Here is a 22,738-nt window from a genome sequence, read left to right on the forward strand (position 1 = left end):
ATTTTTTTATAAAAATATGTCGGAATCTTTTTTTGCCGGTAAATTTATACAGATTTTATATTTATTTAAGAGACCATTTCTTGCGTATCTTTGTATCACGTGCTATTATAAGTGTATTAAAAGAATTAATACACTTAATACGCAGATTACAGAGAAAGGAGCGTCGTATGTTATTCTTGGACTATCAGGACAGACGTCCCATTTACGAGCAGATCGTAGAGAAATTCCGGATGCTGATCCTGTCAGGAGCTGTGGAGCCATCTTCCAAGATGCCGTCTGTGCGGCAGCTGGCCGTGGAATTATCAATCAATCCCAATACCATCCAGCGGGCATATATGGAACTGGAACAGCAGGGTTTGATCTGTCCGGTGAAGGGAAAAGGCAGTTTTGTCACAGACAGCAGCAGGATCAGGCAGATCGGTATGGAAGAAACTTTAAGTGAGCTGAAAGAGATCGCAGAAAAAGGAAAGGCTCTGGGAGTAGGGGAGGAAGAAATGATCGGTGTGATCTGCTCATGCTATAAGGAGGGAAACAATGATTGAGATAAAAAACTGCAGCAAAGTTTTTGGCAAAATACAGGCAGTAAATAAGGTAACCATGGATATCGGGGAACGGGAGGTTTTTGGACTGATCGGCTCCAACGGTGCGGGAAAAAGTACTCTGCTTCGTATCATGGCCGGGATCATTCGTCAGGACAGAGGAGAGGTGCTGATGGATGAAGAACCGGTTTTTGAAAATGAAAGGATCAAAGAACATTTTTTCTACATCCCGGACGATGCATATATTCCGGCAAATTACAATGCTCTGGACATGGCAGAATTTTACCGTTGTATTTATCCGGGATTTCAGCAGGCACGTTTTGAGACAATGATGAAGCAGTTTCATCTGGATGGAAAACGAAAAATCAGCACTTTTTCCAAGGGAATGAAGAAACAGCTTCTGGTGATCCTGGGAATCAGTACAGGAACGAAATATCTGTTCTGTGATGAAACCTTTGATGGCCTTGACCCGGTAATGCGCCAGGCAGTAAAAAGTATTTTTGCATCGGAGATCATGAGTCGTGAATTTACGCCGGTGATCGCTTCCCACAATCTCCGTGAGCTGGAAGATATCTGCGATCACATCGGGCTTCTTCATCAGGGAGGAATTCTCCTTTCCAGAGATCTGGAGGATATGAAATTCCACATCCATAAGATCCAGTGTGTACTTGCTGACAAAAAGAAAGAAGAAGAATTAAAGAAAGAGCTGGATGTTTTGAAAACAGAGCATCAGGGCTCCCTGCTGCTTATTACTGCAAGGGGAACAAGAAGAGAGATCTTGGAGAAGATACAGGCAAAAAATCCTCTTTTCTGTGAAGTGCTTCCACTGACTCTGGAAGAAATATTTATCAGCGAAACGGAGGTGGCAGGCTATGAAGTCAAAAATTTATTCCAGTGAGTATATGAAATCCTCTTCTAAAGGACAAAGATGGATCCCGGCATTTGCCATGATCGCATTTCTCCTTGCATTTCCGGTAGCGGAACTTATTTTGATGGGAAAATGGAATGAGCGCAGTTATACTCAGAGTCAGCTTTCCTATCTGTATTCCAGCCTGTGGAGCAGTGATTTTCTCACAATAGGAGCAGTTGTGGCTGCGGTAACAGCATTTTTTGTAGCAGTAAGCGGCTTCTGGTATCTGTATTCCCCGAGAAAAGTGGATTTCTATCACAGCCTTCCGGTAAAGCGAAGTGCACTGTTTCTGCACAGAGTATTGTTGGCTGTTCTTTATTATCTGGTGCCATATGTGATCATGGAATTTGCTGCGGTATGCATCGGGGCAGCCAGAGGATATTACAGCCTTTCCATTATGAAAAAGGCACTGATCCTGCTGGTGCTCCATCTCCTGATGTATCTTCTGGTGTATTTTTCCACAGTGCTGGTGATCGCCTGCACCGGTACCATGCTGATGGGAGCACTTGCATGGGCAGGATTGTTTACCTACAGTATCATTCTGGCAGTGATGCTGCAGTTAAGCGGACATTTATTTTTTGATACCTGGTACGAGGGCAGTTACGGAATTCTGGCAGCAGTGCGGAATCTGGGATCTCCTCTTATGGTGATCGTAAGCTTTATAGATAAATACAGCAGCGGGAGCTTTGGAAAGCAGTTGCTGATACTGATCCTAACGCTGTTTGTCATGGCAGTACTTTCCTGGATGGCATTCTGCAGACGAAGGTCAGAGAATACCGGAAAAGCTCTGGTATATACCTGGATGGAGCCGGTCTTAAGTGCCCTGATCACAATACCATCCGGACTGGGAATCGGTCTGATCTTTTATATGATCCCGGAAGATTCATCCAAAACAGCATGGGGGATCTTCGGAATGATACTGGGAACGATCCTGGTCCATGGAATTCTGGAAGTGATCTACGAAATGGATTTTCGCAGATTTTTCCGCAGAAAAGTGCAGCTTATGATCTTTGGAGGTGTTGTGGCAATCTGTGCACTGACCATGAAAATGGATCTTCTGGGATATGACAGTTATTTTCCGGCTTATGACAATCTTCAGGGAGTTGTGGTAAATGTATGCAATCTCTCATATACAGAGCAGCTTTGCAATGTGGAAAAAAAAGAAAACGGAATCTATAAGATCCGGTATACTGCTACCTCAGACAATAGTTCTGGTCTGCTGGATCAGCCGGTGATGAAAAGTAAAGCATTATATAACAGTCTGGAGGATATCAGGCTTCAGAATGAAAAAGGAAAAAAATCAGGAAGGCGCTTGTATGTGCGCTACATAAATAAACATGGATTCAGTGTATGCAGAGGTTATAATGTATCCTCTGCACAGGCACAGAATCTTATGGAAGCCCTGTATGATGAGCAGACATGGAAAGAAGACAGATATTCATTTTTCCAGCTGGACAAACAGTATCTGAAAGAGGTCACCGGTACTTTCTGTGACGGAGATATTCAAACATTATTTGAGAAAAATGCAGAGAAGCGTCAGGCGCTGGCAGAGGCGCTGAGAAAGGACATTTTGGAAAACGGCGGTCAGACAGTAAAAGACCAGCCATGCGCAATGCTGATGTTCGATTATGCGGGAATTCCGTCAGAAGGATACATGGATGAATGGGGAATGAATGTACCGGCTGTTCAGGAAGGAGAGAGGGTGTCTACCTCCGTTCTGGTGTATCCGGCATATAAGAGAACACTTGCAATTTTGGAAGAAACAGGATATCCTCTTTCCATGGATGAGCTGTCTGTTGAGTATATTGATGTTTATTACTTCAGCTCCGAAGCTGCCGGCGAAGATGATGAGGTTTTTTCCGACATTGAGCCTGTTTCGGATCTTGAAGAAACAGAGAACGGTTATAAAGTCCGTTACGATAAAAAGGAACAGCTGGAAACCCTGAAAAAGTGTATCCGCCCATCACAGCTGGTAAACGGATGGACTATCTGGAATGCAGATGTCACAATGGAAGTGGTTCTGGAAGGACAGGAGAGCACCGACGGGGATTCCGGACTTTATATGACATTTGCCGGTGAGATCCCGGATTTCATCAGAGCAGATGCAAAGGCAGCCCATGTAACAGAATGGGAGGTAAATGATTAATGGAAAAACCAGTCCGGCTGGATAAATTTCTGGCAGATGCCGGCGCAGGTACACGAAGCGAGGTAAAAAAATACATACAGAAGGGTCAGGTGCAGGTTAACGGGAAATCTGTGAAGAAACCGGAACTGAAAGTAACAAAAGAAGATCAGGTGGTTATGAACGGGCAGGAAATTCATGCTGCACCGGAATATGTATACTATCTTTTTAACAAGCCGGCGGGCTGTGTCAGCGCAACGGAGGACTCCAGAGATAAAACGGTTCTCGACTATATTGAAGAGAAAGACAGAAGAAAGGGACTTTTTCCGGTGGGACGCCTGGATAAAGATACAGAAGGCTTCCTTCTGATCACAGATGACGGTCCTCTGGCACACGAGCTTCTTTCTCCGAAAAAGCATGTTGACAAGACCTACTATGCAAAAGTATCCGGTAAAGTGACAGAAGAAGATGCCGTAAGGCTTGCAGAAGGCGTGGATATCGGGGAAAAGGATCTCACACGGCCGGCAAGGCTTGAGATCCTTTCCACCTGGGAATCCGACACAGGATCGGAGGAAAACGGTAAGAGATGGGAATCCGAGATCCGCCTTACCATCCATGAAGGAAAATTTCATCAGGTGAAACGGATGATGGAAGCACTGGGAAAAAAAGTTACCTATCTCAAAAGGCTTTCCATGGGACCGCTGGCGCTCCCGGCGGATCTTCCGACAGGAAAATATCGTCCGCTCACCGAAAAAGAGCTGGAGCTTCTGAAATCTGCCGGAAACCGCTGAAAAACAGAAAAAAATTGGAAAAATCCCCTTTACATAAGGGGATTTTCTATGCTATAATTTAGAAGTTGCAAAAATAAGCACGCACGGCGATTCTGTAAGGACGGTGCCCTACAGTATGTAAGGGGTCCCGGGAGAAGGCGACCTGTGCGGAAGAATTTAACCAAAAAGGAGAAAAGACATGAGCGTTATTTCAATGAAGCAGCTTTTAGAGGCAGGTGTTCATTTCGGACATCAGACAAGAAGATGGAACCCTAAAATGGCTCCGTACATCTACACAGAGAGAAATGGTATCTATATCATCGATCTTCAGCAGTCTGTAGGAATGGTTGACGATGCTTACAATGCAGTAGCAGATATCGTTGCCAACGGTGGACACATCCTTTTCGTAGGAACTAAGAAACAGGCTCAGGATGCTATCCGTACAGAGGCAGAGCGTTGTGGAGAGTTCTATGTAAATGAGAGATGGCTTGGTGGTATGCTTACAAACTTCAAGACAATCCAGAGCCGTATCGCAAGACTGAAAGAGATCGAGACAATGGAAGCTGACGGAACATTCGACGTACTTCCTAAGAAAGAGGTTATCGAGCTTCGCAAAGAGCTTGCTAAACTTCAGAAGAACCTTGGCGGAATCAAAGAGATGAAGAGAATCCCGGATGCTATCTTTATCGTAGATCCTAAGAAAGAGAGAATCTGCGTACAGGAGGCTCATACACTTGGAATCCCGCTTATCGGTATCTGCGATACAAACTGTGATCCGGAAGAGCTTGACTATGTGATCCCGGGAAATGACGATGCTATCCGTGCAGTAAAACTCATCGTTTCCAAGATGGCTGACGCTGTTATCGAGGCTAAGCAGGGAACTGCTGAGGCAGATGGCGAGATCGAGGCTGAGTCTGAGGAGTTTGCAGCTACAGAGGAATAATTCGTATAAACAGAATATTTCAGGAGGAAACGAACAATGGCTATTACAGCAGCACAGGTAAAAGAGTTAAGAGAGATGACCGGCGCCGGAATGATGGATTGTAAGAAAGCTCTTACAGCTACAGAAGGCGATATGGATAAAGCAGTTGAGTTCCTGCGTGAGAAGGGTCTTGCTACAGCACAGAAGAAAGCAAGCCGTATCGCAGCAGAGGGTCTTTGCAAAACTCTGGTAACAGAGGATGGAAAGAAAGCAGTCGTTGTTGAGGTTAATGCTGAGACAGACTTCGTTGCAAAGAACGAGAAATTCCAGAGCTATGTTGCAGATGTTGCAGCACAGGCACTTAACACAGCAGCAGCTGATATCGATGCTTTCCTTGCTGAGGCATGGGCACTTGATACAACTAAGACTGTAAAAGAGGCTCTTGCAGCTCAGATCGCAGTAATCGGCGAGAACATGAACATCCGTAGATTTGCTCAGGTTGAGGAGCAGAACGGATTCATCGCTTCCTACACTCATATGGGTGGAAAGATCGGCGTTCTTGTAGACGTTGAGACAGATGTTGTTAACGATGCTGTTAAAGAGATGGCTAAGAACGTAGCTATGCAGATCGCAGCTCTGAAACCGCAGTACACAAGCGACAAAGAAGTAAGCGCTGAGTACATTGAGCATGAGAAAGAGATCCTTATGGCTCAGATCCAGAATGATCCGAAGGAGTCCCAGAAACCGGCTAAGGTTATCGAGGGAATGATCACAGGACGTATCAAGAAAGAGCTTAAAGAGATCTGCCTTCTTGACCAGACATACGTAAAAGCAGAGGACGGAAAACAGTCCGTTGCTAAATACGTAGAGCAGGTAGCAAAAGAGAACGGCGCTAAGATCCAGATCAAAGGCTTCGTTCGCTACGAGACAGGCGATGGTCTTGAGAAGAAAGAAGAGAACTTCGCTGAGGAAGTTGCAAAACAGATGGGTAAATAATCCATTAACTTAAGTTTTCATTATATTATTTTAATAAGTCTGAATTTAAGTATTTAAAAACCTTGAAAGCCGATGGTGTAGATTGATAACAGTCAAAGCCATCGGTTTTCTTTATCCAAATATCTTGGACACTCTGTCAAATATATTCTCTGGTTCTTCCAGCCGCATCAAAATAAGCAAGATCATGCATTGACAGAGATAATCGATACTTTCAAAACTCCTAAATGTCACGGCCTGCGCCTGTTTCCGCTTATAATTCCTCACTATTTGTGCCGCCAGCCAAAGGCGGCGGAATGGAGATTTTTATGAAATATACCCAGGATAATGGAAAAATTAAATTATGTGAAACTGATAATATGGATCATCTCGTGCGATTAACACAAGCGTTGAATGAAAATAATATTCTTTACGAAACGAGATTGAAAAAAGGAACATTTATCAATAATCTTTTTTTCCTGATTTTTTATCATACTTTTGCATCGGGAATTGATCATAAGAATGAAACAACATGTATTTATGTACTAGAAAAAGATTTTGCTGCTGCCCAAAAAGCAATAGTAAACTGCAGATAAAAAAATTCATCTTCCAAGGCACAGGCTCTGTGTGCTGGCTATCGGTCATTGCTTGCGTGTCTGTTTGTCAACCAAAGCCTGAGAATAGCAATACGACGATTGCCTGCCAGTAACTAATATTCCGCATGGAATGAGTGAAATAAAAATTCCGCTTTACAAATTACAGATAAAGTATTAAAATAAACAAGAAGATATCTTCAGGGCAGGGTGAGATTCCCTACCGGCGGTAAAGCCCGCGAGCCGAGAGGTATGATCCGGTGAGATTCCGGAGCCGACAGTACAGTCTGGATGGAAGAAGATGATAGTACAGTTGATTTTTGTATGAATGAATGTAGTATCAGAGCTCTGAGATGGTAATCCATTTCAGAGCTTTTTATATAGGAAATCAGACATTCATTTATCGATCAGATGTAACCGATCAATTCCACCCTGTAGATATTTCTGCAGGCTTTTTTTGTATCTGTTACATTGTTTTCGAAATAAATATACCACTTACTTGTCTGTGAATCCGATTGCACAGGTCTAAAAGCTTCGGCGTACCAGAGCGTGTTTGAAAAATCATTCCTGCAATCTGCACGCCCCACTTTGCGGTATATTTTGCCCGAATTCAGTTGCCGTAGCCCGCTACGGCGCCCTCATCCGGACAAAATCTCCCACAAATTGTGACGCACATCTTGCAGAAAGCCTTTTTCAAACACGCTCTAGGCAAAGAACAGGAATAAGAAAGAAGGAATAAAAATGACGGATCAGGAATATATGCTTCGGGCGATTCAGCTGGCAAAAAAAGGAGAAGGCTGGACGAATCCCAATCCGATGGTAGGGGCAGTGATCGTAAAAGACGGAAGGATCATCGGGGAAGGCTATCATAAAAAGTATGGAGAACTTCATGCAGAACGTAATGCTATTGCTTCTCTTACAGAATCAGCAGAAGGTGCGGTGATTTATGTTACGCTTGAGCCTTGCTGTCATCATGGAAAAACACCTCCATGTACGGAAGCGATCATTGAACAGAAGATAAGAAAAGTGGTGATCGGTTCCCGGGATCCGAATCCGAAAGTGGCGGGAAAAGGTGTACAGATGTTAAGGGAAGCCGGTGTAACAGTAGTTGAAGATTTTATGAGAGAAGAATGTGATCAGCTGAATCCGGTGTTTTTTCATTATATTACTATGAAGACTCCTTATGTGGTGATGAAGTATGCCATGACACTGGATGGGAAGATCGCAACGAAGACAGGAGCATCAAAATGGATTACCGGAGAAGCGGCAAGAAAAGAAGTACAGCATATGCGGCATCAGTACATGGGGATCATGGCAGGTATTGGAACTGTGCTTGCAGATGATCCGATGTTAAACGTCCGGGTAGAAGGCTGGAAAAGTCCTGTCAGGATTGTGTGCGACAGTAAGCTCAGAATCCCGCCGGACAGTCAGATCGTAAAAAGTGCGGAAAAGTACCGGACGATCGTGGCTTATGCAGATCAGAAAAATACAGAAGAAAAAATAAAAATATTACATACCATGGGAGTTGAGACCATTTACTGTCCGGATGAAAAGAATCAGATAGACCTTAAGAAGCTGATGACAGATCTTGGAAGCAAAGGCATTGACAGTATTCTCCTGGAAGGAGGCGGTACGTTAAATGACAGTGCCCTGCGAGCCGGAATTGTAAAGGAAGTACAGGCTTTTGTGGCACCAAAGCTGTTTGGCGGTGTGGCCGGGAAGACACCGGTAGAAGGTATCGGAGTTGAATTCCCGTCTGAAGCAGTGGAACTGAAATATACAGATATCTGCCAGATTGGTGAGGACATCCGGATAAGATGTCAGGTGTGTGAGAAAAAACAGGAGGAATCATGTTTACAGGAATCGTAGAAGAGAAAGGAAAAGTCCGTTATATACAGCTGACAGGAGAATCAGGGATCCTGGCAGTGAAAGCCCGGAAAGTCCTGGAAGGGACAAGAATCGGTGACAGTATTGCTGTGAATGGTGTGTGTCTGACAGTTACGTCGATCCAGCCGGACGGATTTACTGCCGATGTGATGGCAGAGACGATCAGAAGAAGCAGTCTTGGCAGCTGTAAAGCTGGAAGCCAGGTAAACCTGGAACGTGCAATGGCTGCAGATGGCAGGTTCGGGGGACACATAGTAAGCGGCCATATTGATGGGACTGGAGTGATACGTTCCATGCTCCGGGAAGAAAATGCCATCTGGGTATCGATTGAGACATCGCCACAGATCTTGCATCTGATCGTGGAAAAAGGATCCGTTTGTATTGATGGGATCAGCCTGACAGTTGCAAGGGTTGATGAAGCTGGTTTTCAGGTGTCGGTCATTCCACATACAGGAGAAGAAACCACCCTTTTGGAAAAGGTGCCGGGGGATCTGGTTAATCTGGAAAATGATGTGATCGGAAAATATGTAGAAAAACTGCTTGGCATCAGAAAAAATGAAGAAGAGAAAAAAGAATCCGGAATTACGATGAAGTTTCTTGAAGAATTCGGGTTTTAGAACAGGAGGATATACACTATGTCACAAAATTATCAGTACAACACAATTGAAGAGGCACTTAGGGATCTTAAGGAAGGAAAAATAGTTCTGGTCACAGATGATCCGGACAGAGAAAATGAGGGAGATCTGATATGTGCGGCAGAGTTTGCGACCCGGGAAAATATTAATTTCATGGCGACTTATGCAAAGGGTCTTATCTGTACACCGATGAGTGCAGAAATTGCGGCGAGATTGAATTTTCCGCCGATGGTTGCTGAGAACACGGACAATCACAGTACAGCATTTACCGTGGCAGTGGATCACGCAGATACAACCACCGGTATCTCTGCGGCAGAACGCTCCTATACCATTATGAAGTGTGTGGATGATCAGTCAAAACCGGAGGATTTCAGAAGACCGGGACATGTATTTCCGCTTATTTCCAGAAAAGGCGGGGTTCTGGTACGAAATGGTCATACGGAGGCAACAACAGATCTTATGAGACTTGCCGGACTGAAAGAATGCGGCGTGTGCTGTGAAGTTATGAAAGAAGATGGCACTATGATGCGTACATCACAGCTATGGGAAATGGCAAAAGAGCATAACCTTACATTTATTACGATCCGTGATCTGCAGGATTATATAAGAATACATGAAAAGCATGTAAAGGAGGAAGCAGCTGCAAACCTCCCAACGCAGTACGGTGATTTTAAAATGTATGGCTATATCAATGACATTACAGGAGAGCATCATCTGGCACTGGTAAAAGGTGATCTAGGAGATGGTGAGGATGTGCTTTGCCGTGTACATTCGGAGTGCCTGACAGGAGATGCATTCGGATCGCTCAGATGTGACTGCGGCCTGCAGCTGCAGACAGCGATGCGCCAGGTAGAGGCGGAAGGCAGAGGGATCATTCTGTATATGAGACAGGAAGGCAGAGGGATCGGACTGATCAATAAGATCAAAGCCTATGCGCTTCAGGAACAGGGATATGATACCGTGGAGGCTAATGTGAAGTTAGGGTTTGCACCGGATCTCAGAGAGTACTGGGTTGGGGCACAGATACTGTCAGACCTTGGTGTGAAATCATTAAGATTACTGACCAATAACCCGGATAAAGTCTATGGGCTTGGCGAATTCGGGTTGAAGATCAATGAGAGAGTACCATTGGAGATTCCGGTACAAAAGTATGACCGGAAGTATATGAAGACGAAGCAGGAAAAGATGGGTCATATTTTTAAAGAAATAAATTTATAAAAAACAGCAAATAGCAGGAGGAAGAAAAAATGAGACAGATCAATTTAGTAGAAGGAAAAGTAGTAGCACCGGAGGGAATGAAGGTTGGTATCGTGGCAGCGAGATTCAATGAGATCATTGTGAATAAATTATTGGGAGGGGCAGTCGACGGACTGGTAAGACATGGAGTAGAAGAAGAGAATATTACTGCAGCATGGGTGCCGGGAGCATTTGAGATTCCGCTTACAGCACAGAAAATGGCACAGTCAGGAAAATATGATGCAGTTATCTGCGTGGGAGCTGTCATTCGTGGAGATACTTCACATTATGATCTGGTGTGCAATGAATCTGCCAAGGGGATCGCACAGGTTGAACTTGCAACAGGGATCCCGGTCTTATTCGGAGTGATCACGACTGAGAATATCGAGCAGGCTATTGCGCGGGCAGGAAGCAAAGCGGGAAATAAAGGCTATGACTGTGCGTTATCTGCGATCGAGATGGTCAATCTGATGAAGCAGCTCTAATAGATAGGGAAATAAATGATGACAAAAACAATCATATTCGATTATGATGGAACGATCCATCATACCATTGGAATCTATGAACCGGCATTTCGTGAAACCTATCAGTGGCTGACAGAACAGAAGGCTGCAGAAGAACGGGAGATAGGCTCGGCGGAAATTGCCGGCTGGCTGGGATTTAACAGTAAGGAGATGTGGAATACATTTTTGCCGGAGCTGGATCAGAGCTATAAAGAGCAGGCGAGCAGGATGGTAGGAGAACTGATGGTCAGACAGATCAGGAAGCATAAGGCAGTGTGGTATCCGGGAGCAGAGGAGATGCTTACAGCCTTGAAGAACCGGGGATATCATCTTGTGATCTTAAGTAACTGTAAAGCTTCCTATCGTGAGGCGCACTGGAAGGAATTTGGGATGGAACGATGGTTCGATCATTTTTATGACTGCGAATCGTATGGATTCCGTCCAAAGACAGAAATTGTGCAGGAAATCATCCGGGAATATACAGGCCCTTATCTGGTGGTCGGAGACAGGAGGCAGGATCTGGAATGTGCCAGAGCCTGCAAAAGCCCATTTATAGGATGCCTGTATGGATATGGTGAGAGCGGGGAGCTGAACGGAGCAGATCGTCTTGCAGAACATATAGAGGATATACCACAGTTGGTGATATGAGGATGAGCTCAGCTTTATCCGAAAGTAGAAGCTGTACATTGACAGAAGGCATAGGACTGACGGGAACGGCATAAATATTATAAAAATCCGAAGGATCCTAAAATATGATTTCCCTCAGTCTATGTATGATCGTAAAAAATGAAGAAGCAGTTCTTGAGAGGATCTTGAAGCCGGTTTCTCAGGTGATGGATGCGATCCTGATCGCAGATACCGGTTCTTCAGACAGAACAAAAGAGATCGCGGAGCAGTATACGTCGCAGGTGTTTGATTTTCCCTGGTGTGATGATTTTTCTGCTCCGCGTAATTTTCTTCTGGAAAAAGTCCGCACCGATTACTGGATGTGGCTGGATGCGGATGATGTCCTGGATGAAGAAAATCTGGAAAAACTGAAGAGTCTTAAAGAAACTCTGGATTCCGGAACAGATGTTGTAATGATGGAATATGCGGCAGGGTTTGACCAGAGCGGGAGAACAACATTTTCTTATTTTCGGGAGCGGATAATGAAAACATCCAGAAATTTCAGATGGAATGGGGCAGTTCATGAAACTGTGATTCCGGAGGGAAATATCATTTATTCGGATGTGGTGATCCGGCACCGGAAATGTGGAAAAGGTGATCCGGACCGTAATCTTCGCATTTATGAAAAAATGCTGGCAGGAGGAGAAACGCTGGAACCCAGACATCAGCTTTATTATGGGAGAGAACTGTATTATCATCAGCGTTATCCGGAGACAGAGGCTGTGTTGGTGGAGTTCCTGAAAAATCCATCCGGATGGCTGGAAAATAAGATCGATGCCTGTTTTGTACTTGGACAGTGCTACCGGAAAATGGGAGAAAAAAAGTACGCACTGGAAGCTTTTCTGTACAGTCTGACTATGGATGTGCCGAGGGCGGAAATCTGTTGTGAGGTCGGAAAGATTTTTCTGGAAAGAGAGCTTCCCAGACAGGCTGGCTATTGGTATGGGCAGGCGCTTACTGTGCCGTCAGATAAGAAAAAATGTGGATTTTTTATGGCTGAGTGTCATGGATTTGTGCCATATATGCAGCTTTGCGTTTGTTATGATAAGATGGGATGTCCGGAGCAGGCATTCTTTTTTCATAAGAAAGCGAAGGGACTGAAGCCGGAAGATCCGGGAGTATTGTATGACCAGAAATATTTCTGGGAAAAATATGGTCTGGTATAAAAGAAAAGATATCTTTATTATATTTTTCCTGGCAGGGTACAAGCTTGCGGGGATCCTATGCACAGGTAAAAGCTGTTGTCATATACTGTAGGGAAAGTTATTTTCCTATGAGGTGATCGAAGAATGCTGTTCAGGCATCGAAAACGTAAGGAAATGGAAATGCAGCAGGACAGTCATGAGGATTTGTCCTGTATGTCCTGTTATGGAAATCATAGTTCCTGTGGATGTGACAGATGTGGAACAAGAGGCTGCCCAGGCCCTGTGGGACCTACAGGACCAACCGGTCCCAGAGGCTGTCCGGGAGTTCCGGGTCCTATGGGTCCTCAGGGACCGCAGGGGGAACCGGGAATACAGGGATATACGGGAGCCACTGGTCCGGCTGGAGCAACGGGTCCAGCGGGAGTCATCGGTCCGACGGGAGCAACAGGAGCCACCGGTCCTGCAGGAGTAACAGGTCCGACGGGAGCAACTGCTCCGTCAATATATGCACAACACGGAAATTGCCGTAACCATGCGGCTTTCCACTATCTTAAAGACAATTAAACAGCCCCTATGATTACACCTAAAACGCCGTAGCAAGGTTGGACAAGCCTTGATATGGCGTTTTTAAGTGGGTAGGATATGCCGCCGCAGCTTCAAAGAAGTTGTGGCGTTTTTTTATGCCCGCAGGAAAGGAGGCGCAGCCGGAATGTATTTCACAAAGGGCAAGCAGCGGGCGTTTGAACTGCTCATGCAGCAGAAGCCGGGATTTGACCGCTATCAATCCGGTTGTGCCGGAGATGATGAAGATTGCGGCACTTGCCGTTTCTACCGCCCCGGGTGGAAATATGAGTTTTGCGTTTTCAAAGAGTGTCCCTATTGCCCCGGCAAGAGGACGCGGAAAACGCCCGCCAGCATGGACAAATAGACGGGCAAAAGCCCTTGTGCCATGCGGCTTTGCAGACGCGAAAACGGCAAAGGGCATATTGCAATACCAAAACCGCCGAAAACGGCTTTCTAATTGTCCACGCAGACCAAGAGAGGAAGTGAGGAAATATGGCAGTTTTCAGAGTGGAGCGAAATACGGGATATACCGTTATGAGCAACCACCACTTGCGCAACAAAGAATTGTCCTTAAAGGCAAAGGGCTTGTTGTCGCAAATGCTGTCTTTGCCGGAGGATTGGGATTATACCCTTGCGGGCTTATCCCATATCAACCGGGAGAAGATCGACGCAATCCGCGAAGCGGTAAAGGAACTCGAAAAAGCCGGATATATCGTGCGCAGCCGGGAGCGCGACGAAAAGGGACGCTTGCGGGGCGCGGATTACGTCATATACGAGCAGCCGCAGCCGCGAGAGCCGGAAGCAGCTACCAGCGGCGGACAGCCGCCTATATTGGATTTACCTACATTGGAAAATCCAACATTGGATAATCCAACGTTGGAAAAACCTACGCAGGAAAAACCTACGTTGGAAAATCCAACGCAATTAAATAAAGATATATCAAGTAAAGAACAATCAATTACGGATTTATCAAGTACCCATTCCTTTCCATTCCATTCCCTAAACCCCTTGCCCTTTGAGCAGGGCGAAGCGGCTACGCCGCCGGAAAGGAAAAGAACGGAAGCGAAAAGCAATAGCGCAGTAGAGATTTACAGGGAGATTATCAAGGACAATATCGAATACGACCATCTCATTCAAAACTGCAAAATTGACGCAGACCGCCTAAATGAGATAGTTGACCTTATGCTGGAAACCGTCTGCACAGCGCGAAAGACAATCCGTATTGCCGGGGACGACTACCCCGCCGAATTAGTGAAATCAAAGTTTTTGAAGCTGAACAGCAGCCATATTGAGTTTGTTTTGGATTGCATGAGGGAGAACACAACCAAAGTGCGCAATATCAAGCAGTATTTGAAAGCGGTACTGTTCAACGCGCCGAGTACCATTGACAGCTATTATACCGCCCTTGTCAATCACGACTTTTACGGCAGCAAATGAGCATAGCCGCAGTTTACCGGGAAAGGAGTTGATACCTTGCAGGAGGAAGTAACCCAAAAAACGATTGCCCTATCCGTCAATGTGGGAAAAGGCGCGGCAAGGCTTACCGAACAGGCGTTGCAAAAAGCAATCAAGAAGTTTTTGGAGCAGAAAAGCAAAGCCCCGCATGGGAAACAGACCATGCGGCAGCTTATGAAGCAAAATGCGGGTGTTTCCAACATCGAGATCACCGACAGCAATATCAAAGCCTTTGAGAGTACCGCGAAGAAGTACAACATAGATTTTTCGCTGAAAAAGGTTAAGGGCGAACAGACCCGTTACCTTGTGTTTTTCAAAGGCAGGGACGCGGACGTTATGATCGCAGCGTTTCAAGAGTTTTCCGCAAAGAAGCTGAAACGCCGATTTCCTCTATCAAAAGGCGCTGCACGATAACCCCGCCCTTGCGCACTCTAACCCCATTTCCCGTTTTTGGCAGAAGCAGCGCATTAAAAAGCAGTATGCAAAGACGCTGAAAGCGGGCGGCAAGGTGAAAAAGACCGCCGAAGCCACCGCAAAGGCAGCGAAGAAAACCGCGCAGGAAACCAAACGGGCGACGTTCTTTGTCGTCCGGCATTGGAAAGGCTGCTTGCTTGTGGGCGGGATTGCCTTTATCGTGCTGCTGCTTTTCGGCGGCTTGTCCTCTTGCTCCCTCTTTGGCGGCAACAGCGGTAGCGGCTTGATTGCGTCGTCCTATCTTTCCGAGGACGCGGATATTACGGGCGCGGAAGCAGCTTACACCGATATGGAAGCAGAGTTACAGGATATGCTGAATAATATCGAGCGCGAATACCCCGGCTACGACGAATACCGGGTGAACGCAGACGAGATCGAGCATGACCCCTATGTGCTAATCTCTATCCTTTCCGCGCTGCATGAGGGCGTGTTTACCCTTGATGAAGCGCAAAGCACCCTTGAAATGCTCTTTGAGAAACAGTATATCTTGACCGTTACGGAGGAAGTCGAGGTACGCTACCGCACCGAAACGAGGACGGACAGCGAGGGCAACGAATATGAGGTTGAAGTCCCATATAACTATTACATTCTTCATTATGCAGATGGTCTTTATCGACGTGGGTTGTCAAAACAAACTCATACTTGCCGCCTAACACCGCTTGCGCAAGTTCCATGCCGATTTTGTGCGCTTCTTCCGGCGTGGTTTCGCCTACCGCAAAGGATTGTATCAAGTGCCGCCCTAAATGTGTGCCGCGATCTCCGGCAGCTTCCCGCGTCCATGCAAACTCTATATCGGCGGTTTCCAGCCCGCAGCCGAAAGAGGACGCAAGCAGCTTTCCGTCTGTCTTTTCGGGATTTAAGATATAGTCTATTGCGGCCTTTAAGGTTGATTTAATAGGGTGCGTCTTTGTAACCGCCATATCTCGTCCACCGCCTTTTTTATATCCTCAATGTCCTGCTGGTAAACCGCCCCCGTCGCGTTGGCGCGTTTGGCAATTTGATTGATGTTCCGGCTCACCGCTTGCAGTTCCCGGATATATGCTTTCGTGTCGCTTCGGTCAATGACAAGGATATACCCGTCAATCGCCATTTTGCGGAAGTATGCCCCATACTGCTTTATGGGAAGCTGCTTCATCTTCTCGTCGATCAGCCGCTTTTCTTCTTCCGTAACGTAAAACTTCATTTGGATATTTCTCTTTCGGTTTTCCATTTCCGCGCCGCCTTTCGGTATAAGGGTTTGGGATTATCCCAACAAGCATTTTTCGCAAACGGGTACTCGTTTGCTGTGCTTGCTATCTACTCCATACCCCTACCGAAAGGCGGTATTTGTTGCGCATTCCCTTGATTTTGGACGCAAAAAAAGATTGCAGCCGCCATGCGCTGCAATCTCCCGATTTCTCATATTGTGAGGTTAATCCTCTGCTTTTTCGACTTCCGTTATCTCCCTTGCTGTTGCGGTTACAATCCGTATGCCTTTATCGCTCATACCGTCCAGCAGCGCGTCAAGCTGCCGCCGCCCGGTGGATTTCTCCGCATTGCTGTTCGGGAAGAAAAATTGATCTACCGAAATATGATACCGGGTTACAAGGTCATAGAATACCTGTAAACTCGGCTGTTGTCCCTTGTTCTCGATATTCGCAAGGTAGCGCGGGGAAATATATAACTCGTCGCTTACCTTTTTGCGGCTCTCGCCGTATTCATTTCTCGCGGCTTTTATAGCTGCCCCGAAAGCCTTAAAGTCGTACAATGGTACGGGTCTTTTTGCCATTTTCATTCACCCTGTTACATTTTACAGTTCACCTTTCTTTTTGGATATGTCCACACAATTCATATCATTAGGTTAAATACTTCCTGTTGTGTATTGACAGTAGACTGATTTTCTGATAAAATAAAATTTATGTAAAAGGAGGCGGCGTTTATGTTGCATAGCATGCGTATTAGATAAGCATTGAAAAAAAGGATTTTCCCATTTTCAACATGGGCTTTTTTGTCATGCTTATTTTGCGGATGCTATACAAAAAACTAACGACGTATAGATATAGTGCAAGCTATGCCTTAGTTTTGTTGTACTGCTCTGTGCATTATAAATGCAGGTCAATGCTCATGTTGAGGATTGACCTGCATTTTTTTGTGTAAAAAGGACGAGTGAAATATAATGCTTAAAAAATATTGGATAAAATGTCCGATTTGTAACGGAAAGACGAGAGTTCAAGTATTTCATAATACTGTATTAAAAGATTTTCCTCTTTTCTGCCCTAAATGCAAATTGACGCATATCATTGATGTAGAAAAATTAGAGATTGTAATCAAAAATACAGAAAAACAAACTTTTATTATTTAGAAGAAAGGATATAAAAATGAAACGTTTACCTAAATATACGCCTGCGGAAGTACGGAATGATCCATACGGATTTACTTACAAAGAAATGTCGGAAGTTATTGGCGAGAATGAAGCAAAAGCCTTATATGAAGAATTATATAAGCAATTACCACGCAAAAAAAATCTATCAATGTTGGTAAAAAATATTTGCAAAAGCAGTGATACTGAAAAGTATGTTTACGAACTGAAAGACAACAAATACATTGAAACGGTTTTTATCAAGCGGCGAGATGGTGGAACTGTTTGCGTGAGCACACAAGTCGGTTGTCCTGTTGGTTGTATTTTTTGTGAGTCCGGGCGAAATGGCTTTGTTCGTAATCTAACATCGTCAGAAATCGTACAACAGATTATATTGTTGCGTCGAAAAGTAAACCGTATCGTTTTTATGGGTATGGGAGAGCCTTTATTCAATTATGACAACTTGATAAAAGCAATCCATATTCTCCGAGATAGATATGGGCTCAACTTTCCAACCGACGGCATTACCATATCAACAGTTGGTCCGGTCGATCAATTAAAAAAATTGCGCGAGGAACATCTTAAAATTCAGTTGACAATATCTTTACACGCAGCAACACAATCTGCAAGAAATCGTATTATTCCTCACATGCGCATATATGCTATTGAAGATGTTGTTAAGCAAGCCTTATCCTATTCTGAAAGGCATAATCGCAAAATTGTCTTTGCGTATTTGCTTTTACCGGGTATAAATGACCGGCCCTCAGATGTAAGACAACTTGCAAAATGGTTTCGGGGCAAAAAAGTTATGATTAACGTGTTACAATACAACCCAACAAGCAATTCAAGAATTAAAGCACCACAGAAACGGGAAATAGTTGCATTCAAACATCAATTAGAGCAAGCAGGACTTGAAGTTACTATGAGAGTTTCTCATGGCAGAGAGATTAACGCGGCTTGTGGACAGTTAGCTAACACATATAATAAATTCAAAAAAAAATGATTAAAAGTGCCAGACGCATAGACGCAGAGCCGATAACGCATTAGGTCAAAAAACCTATGTGTTATCGGCTTTTTTATTTAATATTGCGCAAAAGCCGCTGTTCCCTATTATAGAATGGATTGCGGGTAGTGTATTAAAGTCGCCCTTTTTTAAGGATACGGCGGTATCGGGGAGGTATCGCCGTGTCCATTTTTATTTACTGTAACCCGCCTAATGCTTTGCGGTCAAAAAAAGCTATGCTCCGCAAGCGGGATATTCCGGCTATGAATGTGAACTGTCAATACATTTAGCTACTGCTTACATTTCCTTTGCGCCCGTCCGCGTCTTGCGGACGGGCGCATTTTGCTTTTTTCAACTTTTTTCTGAAAAGCGCACTCAAGAGCCATCTCCCGAACGGGTACGGAGCGAAAGGGGCAGAGAGGACAAGCCCTTAACTCCCGTCCTCTACTCCACGCGGGAAGGAGGTGAACTCTATGGAGCTATCTTCTTCCGACAAGGAAAGAATACAACATCAGTACGACGCATTAGCAAAGAAAACTTTGGTCGGCGAAGCGAAAAGCCACCGCCGCACTCTTGCGAAACGCGCAGCACGCGAAGTTACTTTTTCGGATTTGAGCGAAAGCGAACTCGCGCAGCTTTTCACAACGGACGAATACGAAAGCGATTATTTCCGTTTTCAAGTGTCCGGCTTTGATGTACTCGTCAAAAATGAACTGCTTGCCGAAGCCCTTAACGCTTTGCCCGAAAGGAAACGCGACATTATCCTTTTGTCCTACTTCTTGGATATGAGCGACGCGGAAATTGGCGAACTGCTGAATGTTGTACGCACGACGGTTTTCCGGCACAGGAAATCCGCGCTTGCGAAAATCAAACAGTATTTGGAGGGAAAAGCAGATGATGAATACCGTTAGGAAGTCTGAAAATCTGTTGCCGTTCCCTGTCATTTCCGCAGCGGCAAACGGCGACACAACCGCCATGTGCGCGATCTTGAAGCACTACGAGGGTTACATAGCGAAACTTTGTACCCGCACGCTGAAAGACGACGCGGGCAATACCTATTCCTATGTGGACGAGGAAATGCGTAACAGGCTGCAAGTGCGCCTTATTACCCGCACCCTTGCTTTTCATGTAGGATAATCTTTTAGCCCATGCGGGGAGCGTGTCCCCTTTCCACGCTTCCCGTTATGGGCTATTTGTCGTTCCGCAAAAGCATATCCGCTGTTGATGTGCTTTTGCAGGCCGACAAAGCCTATTGTTCTTTGACAAAGAAAGCGGCCTTTGGTGCGCAGCATAACAGGCAAACGGGTACATTCCGTCTGTACCGAGCCAGTCGGCGGGTACGCCATGACAGCTTTTCCCCTACGGGGAAAAGTCGAGCGACAACTACCGCGCCGTAAAACAGGTTTAGCAGCTTGTGGGCGACGACATACAAGGCGGCACAATGATACTCCCGCGTTGAACACCCTCAAAGTATTGCGCGGCGCACCCATAAGCATGGGCCGGGGTGAAACTCCCGTGAGGTTGCAGCTAACAACCGCCCGTTTCAGCCTTATTTCTCATATCGTACAAGCCGGAGCGCATATTCTGTACTATGCCGCTAACCGGGAGGGAAAGAAGATGATTACCAAGTTACAACTTCAACAAATGAGAAATGTTGATATTACACAGGTTGACCGCAGCACTTTGGTTGATATTCGTAATATCCATATTGACAGTTCTTTGCCAGCAGCAAAAAAAATGCAAAGCTACTTGGAGCAGATCGTCAATCCGTATTGTTTTCTTTGCGGCGATACGCCCGTAAGAATACGGTTTGTCGCAGAGGATAGAACGCTAAAGCAATCATTGTGCGATTACTTTTTAAGTCTGAAATAACCGCCGACTTTCCCTAACTCTATGGGTAAGACCTTGTGATTACGGGGCGAAAATGGTATAATTAACTCGTAATTATAGGGGGAAAGGAGGTATAATGCCCCGCATACGCAAAGACAAAATGGCACGCAGTTATGCAGAGCCGTTTTGGAAAATTGGGCTATACATTCGACTATCCAGAGAGGACGACAACGAGGACGAAAGCGAGAGTGTTATCAACCAAGAAAAGATACTCCGCGACTTTGTAGACAGCTATTTTGAGCCGGGAACCTATGTGATTGTAGACGTGTTTGCCGACGACGGATTGACAGGCACCGACACAGCGCGACCAAACTTCAAACGGCTTGAGGGCTGCATTGTCCGAAAAGAAGTAAACTGCATGATTATCAAATCCCTTGCACGCGGTTTCCGCAACCTTGCCGACCAGCAAAAGTTTTTAGAGGAGTTCATACCCATTAACGGTGCAAGGTTTATTTGCACAGGCACACCATTTATTGACACTTACGCAAATCCCCATTCTGCAAGCGGCCTTGAAGTACCTATTAGGGGAATGTTCAACGAGCAGTTTGCCGCGACCACTTCCGAAGAAATCCGCAAAACATTCAAGATGAAACGGGAGCGCGGCGAGTTCATAGGCGCGTTTGCCCCTTACGGCTACAAGAAAGACCCAAACGACAAAAACAGCTTGATTGTAGATGAAGAAGCAGCGGAGGTTGTCAAAAGCATTTACCATTGGTTTGTCAATGAGGGGTACAGTAAAATGGGGATTGCAAAGCGGCTTAACCAAATGGGAGAGCCGAACCCCGAAGCCTATAAGAAGAAAAAAGGCTTTAAGTATAACAACCCTAATTCCGACAAAAACGATGGTTTGTGGTCTGCCAGCACGATTGTAAGGATATTGCAAAATGAAGTTTATACGGGCGTAATGGTGCAAGGCCGTAATCGCGTAATAAGCTACAAAGTACACAAGCAGATCAACGTCCCCGAAGAAGAATGGTTTGTCGTCCCCAACACACACGAAGCGATTATTGACAGGGAAACATTCGAGAAAGCGCAAGCCCTACATAAGCGCGACACAAGGACAGCCCCCGGCAAACAGGAAGTCTATCTCATGTCCGGCTTTGTCCGTTGCGCGGATTGCAAAAAGGCCATGCGGCGCAAAACCGCCCGCGATATTGCCTACTACTCTTGCCGCAGCTACACCGATAAGAAGATTTGCAGCAAACATTCTATCCGGCAAGACAAGTTGGAAAACGCGGTATTGGCAGCGTTGCAAATGCAAATTGCCCTTGTAGATCGGCTTGCAGAAGAAATTGAACGGATTAACAACGCGCCTGTTATCAACCGGGAAAGCAAGAGATTATCCCATTCCTTGAAACAGGCAGAGAAGCAGCTAAAACAGTACAATGACGCTTCCGATAGCTTGTACCTTGATTGGAAAAGCGGTGAGATTACCAAAGAGGAATACCGCCGCTTGAAAGGCAAGATTGCAGAACAGATACAACAGCTTGAAGCGAACATCTCCTATCTGAAAGAGGAAATGCAGGTAATGGCTGATGGTATCGGAACCGACGACCCGTATCTAACCGCCTTTCTGAAATACAAAAACATTCAGAGCCTTAACCGCGGGATTATGGTTGAACTCGTAAAAGCGGTTTGGGTGCATGAGAACGGGGAAATAACGGTTGACTTCAATTTTGCCGACGAGTACCAGCGAATTATTGATTACATCGAGAATAACCACAACGTTATCCGAGTGATTGAGAACAAGGCAATCTAACGGCTTGCCTATTCAACACAAAGGAAAATCTAATGTTGTGCATAAATAAACGGCTCTACGGGAGCGACAGGAGCAACAGGAGCAACGGGTCCAGCGGGAACGACGGGGGTAACAGGTCCGGCTGGTGCGATCGGAGCCACGGGTCCAGCAGGTCCAACAGGAGCAACAGGAGCCACCGGCCCTGCCGGAACAGTAACCCCGGCAGCTGCTGTTGGAAATGCAACAACGGTAGATGATATTGTGGAGGATTTTAATGCACTTCTTGCAAACCTTCGTGATGCAGGACTCCTGGAAAGATAGTGAAATGATAAACACACGTTACTGTGCGGCTGCGTATTTTATGCAGCCGCTGCAT

Annotated in this window: 24 protein-coding genes, 5 pseudogenes and 1 riboswitch; of the genes and pseudogenes, 25 read left to right on the forward strand and 4 right to left on the reverse strand. The window is 45.5% G+C overall.

The window, feature by feature from the left end; translation table 11 throughout:
* Positions 1-167: 167 nt before the first annotated feature.
* The 7 genes from EYS05_RS13850 to EYS05_RS13880 all read left to right on the forward strand — a co-directional run bounded on the left by EYS05_RS13850 (position 168) and on the right by EYS05_RS13880 (position 6,831).
* Complete coding sequence (locus EYS05_RS13850; RefSeq protein WP_118515651.1) at positions 168-542, forward strand: GntR family transcriptional regulator; 375 nt, start codon at positions 168-170, stop codon at positions 540-542.
* Positions 535-1,437: an ABC transporter ATP-binding protein gene (locus tag EYS05_RS13855; protein ID WP_138277371.1), complete on the forward strand. Its 903-nt coding sequence runs from the start codon at positions 535-537 to the stop codon at positions 1,435-1,437. Before EYS05_RS13850 ends, EYS05_RS13855 begins: the two co-directional genes overlap by 8 nt.
* Complete coding sequence (locus EYS05_RS13860) at positions 1,412-3,595, forward strand: DUF6449 domain-containing protein (RefSeq protein ID WP_138277372.1); 2,184 nt, start codon at positions 1,412-1,414, stop codon at positions 3,593-3,595. The genes EYS05_RS13855 and EYS05_RS13860 overlap by 26 nt, the downstream gene beginning before the upstream one ends.
* Positions 3,595-4,362: a pseudouridine synthase gene (locus EYS05_RS13865; RefSeq protein ID WP_138277373.1), complete on the forward strand. Its 768-nt coding sequence runs from the start codon at positions 3,595-3,597 to the stop codon at positions 4,360-4,362. The genes EYS05_RS13860 and EYS05_RS13865 overlap by 1 nt, the downstream gene beginning before the upstream one ends.
* Before the next feature lie 178 nt (positions 4,363-4,540).
* Positions 4,541-5,284: a 30S ribosomal protein S2 gene (rpsB, locus tag EYS05_RS13870; protein WP_138277374.1), complete on the forward strand. Its 744-nt coding sequence runs from the start codon at positions 4,541-4,543 to the stop codon at positions 5,282-5,284.
* A gap of 36 nt (positions 5,285-5,320) precedes the next feature.
* On the forward strand, positions 5,321-6,259 hold the full coding sequence (gene tsf, locus EYS05_RS13875; RefSeq protein ID WP_118515661.1) for a translation elongation factor Ts: 939 nt from the start codon (positions 5,321-5,323) through the stop codon (positions 6,257-6,259).
* A gap of 305 nt (positions 6,260-6,564) precedes the next feature.
* Complete coding sequence (locus tag EYS05_RS13880) at positions 6,565-6,831, forward strand: hypothetical protein (protein WP_044960682.1); 267 nt, start codon at positions 6,565-6,567, stop codon at positions 6,829-6,831.
* 189 nt (positions 6,832-7,020) lie between these two features.
* Positions 7,021-7,135: riboswitch (FMN riboswitch) on the forward strand.
* Positions 7,136-7,294: 159 nt separating this feature from the next.
* Here EYS05_RS13880 and EYS05_RS18110 read toward each other — a convergent pair.
* Positions 7,295-7,492, reverse strand: a pseudogene (locus tag EYS05_RS18110) (DUF6783 domain-containing protein).
* On the opposite strand from EYS05_RS18110, the pseudogene EYS05_RS18115 reads away from it, so the two are divergent.
* From EYS05_RS18115 to EYS05_RS18120, 12 genes and pseudogenes are all read left to right on the forward strand, one after another.
* Positions 7,442-7,567: pseudogene (locus EYS05_RS18115) on the forward strand (DUF6783 domain-containing protein); the annotation flags it as partial. The pseudogenes EYS05_RS18110 and EYS05_RS18115 overlap by 51 nt on opposite strands.
* 2 nt (positions 7,568-7,569) lie before the next feature.
* Positions 7,570-8,697, forward strand: a complete 1,128-nt coding sequence (gene ribD, locus EYS05_RS13895; protein ID WP_021977314.1) for a bifunctional diaminohydroxyphosphoribosylaminopyrimidine deaminase/5-amino-6-(5-phosphoribosylamino)uracil reductase RibD — start codon at positions 7,570-7,572, stop codon at positions 8,695-8,697.
* Positions 8,679-9,332, forward strand: coding sequence for a riboflavin synthase (gene ribE, locus EYS05_RS13900; RefSeq protein WP_118515667.1), 654 nt, complete (start codon positions 8,679-8,681; stop codon positions 9,330-9,332). Before ribD ends, ribE begins: the two co-directional genes overlap by 19 nt.
* Positions 9,333-9,350: 18 nt before the next feature.
* Positions 9,351-10,568 carry a bifunctional 3,4-dihydroxy-2-butanone-4-phosphate synthase/GTP cyclohydrolase II gene (locus tag EYS05_RS13905; protein ID WP_118515669.1) on the forward strand — a complete coding sequence of 406 codons (1,218 nt, stop codon included), beginning with the start codon at positions 9,351-9,353 and terminating at the stop codon, positions 10,566-10,568.
* Between the two features lie 29 nt (positions 10,569-10,597).
* On the forward strand, positions 10,598-11,071 hold the full coding sequence (gene ribH / locus EYS05_RS13910) for a 6,7-dimethyl-8-ribityllumazine synthase (protein ID WP_006427673.1): 474 nt from the start codon (positions 10,598-10,600) through the stop codon (positions 11,069-11,071).
* Positions 11,072-11,086: 15 nt separating this feature from the next.
* Positions 11,087-11,737 carry an HAD family hydrolase gene (locus EYS05_RS13915; protein WP_021650403.1) on the forward strand — a complete coding sequence of 217 codons (651 nt, stop codon included), beginning with the start codon at positions 11,087-11,089 and terminating at the stop codon, positions 11,735-11,737.
* Between the two features lie 104 nt (positions 11,738-11,841).
* A complete protein-coding gene (locus tag EYS05_RS13920; protein ID WP_138277376.1) occupies positions 11,842-12,921 on the forward strand; it encodes a tetratricopeptide repeat-containing glycosyltransferase family 2 protein in 1,080 nt (359 codons plus the stop codon).
* Positions 12,922-13,044: 123 nt separating this feature from the next.
* On the forward strand, positions 13,045-13,464 hold the full coding sequence (locus EYS05_RS17825) for a hypothetical protein (protein WP_305764570.1): 420 nt from the start codon (positions 13,045-13,047) through the stop codon (positions 13,462-13,464).
* A 145-nt stretch (positions 13,465-13,609) separates the two neighbouring features.
* On the forward strand, positions 13,610-13,828 hold the full coding sequence (locus EYS05_RS13930; protein ID WP_008979746.1) for a hypothetical protein: 219 nt from the start codon (positions 13,610-13,612) through the stop codon (positions 13,826-13,828).
* Positions 13,829-13,956: 128 nt separating this feature from the next.
* Positions 13,957-14,901 carry a DUF6017 domain-containing protein gene (locus EYS05_RS13935; RefSeq protein ID WP_008979747.1) on the forward strand — a complete coding sequence of 315 codons (945 nt, stop codon included), beginning with the start codon at positions 13,957-13,959 and terminating at the stop codon, positions 14,899-14,901.
* A 36-nt stretch (positions 14,902-14,937) separates the two neighbouring features.
* Positions 14,938-15,294 (forward strand): annotated as a pseudogene (locus EYS05_RS13940) (PcfB family protein); the annotation flags it as partial.
* A gap of 1 nt (position 15,295) precedes the next feature.
* Positions 15,296-15,988: pseudogene (locus EYS05_RS18120) on the forward strand (CD1108 family mobile element protein); the annotation flags it as partial.
* Here the strand turns inward: EYS05_RS18120 and EYS05_RS13950 are convergent.
* The 3 genes and pseudogenes from EYS05_RS13950 to EYS05_RS13960 form a co-directional block, all read right to left on the reverse strand.
* A pseudogene (locus EYS05_RS13950) lies at positions 15,987-16,313 on the reverse strand (relaxase/mobilization nuclease domain-containing protein); the annotation flags it as partial. The pseudogenes EYS05_RS18120 and EYS05_RS13950 sit on opposite strands and share 2 nt — an antisense overlap.
* A complete protein-coding gene (locus tag EYS05_RS13955; RefSeq protein ID WP_008979758.1) occupies positions 16,274-16,603 on the reverse strand; it encodes a plasmid mobilization protein in 330 nt (109 codons plus the stop codon). The gene EYS05_RS13955 and the pseudogene EYS05_RS13950, both read right to left, overlap by 40 nt.
* A gap of 201 nt (positions 16,604-16,804) precedes the next feature.
* Entirely contained in the window at positions 16,805-17,161 is a 357-nt protein-coding gene (locus EYS05_RS13960) for a helix-turn-helix transcriptional regulator (RefSeq protein ID WP_002584957.1), read from the reverse strand.
* A gap of 387 nt (positions 17,162-17,548) precedes the next feature.
* On the opposite strand from EYS05_RS13960, the gene EYS05_RS13965 reads away from it, so the two are divergent.
* The 6 genes from EYS05_RS13965 (at position 17,549) to EYS05_RS13995 (ending at position 22,383) form a co-directional block, all read left to right on the forward strand.
* Positions 17,549-17,734: a cysteine-rich KTR domain-containing protein gene (locus EYS05_RS13965; RefSeq protein ID WP_003431289.1), complete on the forward strand. Its 186-nt coding sequence runs from the start codon at positions 17,549-17,551 to the stop codon at positions 17,732-17,734.
* 16 nt (positions 17,735-17,750) lie between these two features.
* Positions 17,751-18,734 carry a 23S rRNA (adenine(2503)-C(2))-methyltransferase RlmN gene (rlmN, locus tag EYS05_RS13970; protein WP_002584956.1) on the forward strand — a complete coding sequence of 328 codons (984 nt, stop codon included), beginning with the start codon at positions 17,751-17,753 and terminating at the stop codon, positions 18,732-18,734.
* 473 nt (positions 18,735-19,207) lie between these two features.
* Positions 19,208-19,645, forward strand: a complete 438-nt coding sequence (locus EYS05_RS13975) for a sigma-70 family RNA polymerase sigma factor (protein WP_002604474.1) — start codon at positions 19,208-19,210, stop codon at positions 19,643-19,645.
* Positions 19,629-19,871, forward strand: a complete 243-nt coding sequence (locus EYS05_RS13980; protein WP_002604473.1) for a helix-turn-helix domain-containing protein — start codon at positions 19,629-19,631, stop codon at positions 19,869-19,871. Before EYS05_RS13975 ends, EYS05_RS13980 begins: the two co-directional genes overlap by 17 nt.
* A 480-nt stretch (positions 19,872-20,351) precedes the next feature.
* Positions 20,352-20,606 carry a DUF6870 family protein gene (locus EYS05_RS13990; protein WP_008979760.1) on the forward strand — a complete coding sequence of 85 codons (255 nt, stop codon included), beginning with the start codon at positions 20,352-20,354 and terminating at the stop codon, positions 20,604-20,606.
* Positions 20,607-20,700: 94 nt separating this feature from the next.
* The gene (locus EYS05_RS13995) at positions 20,701-22,383 is read left to right on the forward strand and encodes a recombinase family protein (protein ID WP_008979761.1); all 1,683 of its coding nucleotides are present in this window, start codon (positions 20,701-20,703) and stop codon (positions 22,381-22,383) included.
* Positions 22,384-22,738 lie beyond the last annotated feature (355 nt).

This window comes from Blautia sp. SC05B48 (assembly GCF_005848555.1).
Classification (GTDB): Bacteria; Bacillota; Clostridia; order Lachnospirales; family Lachnospiraceae; genus Blautia_A.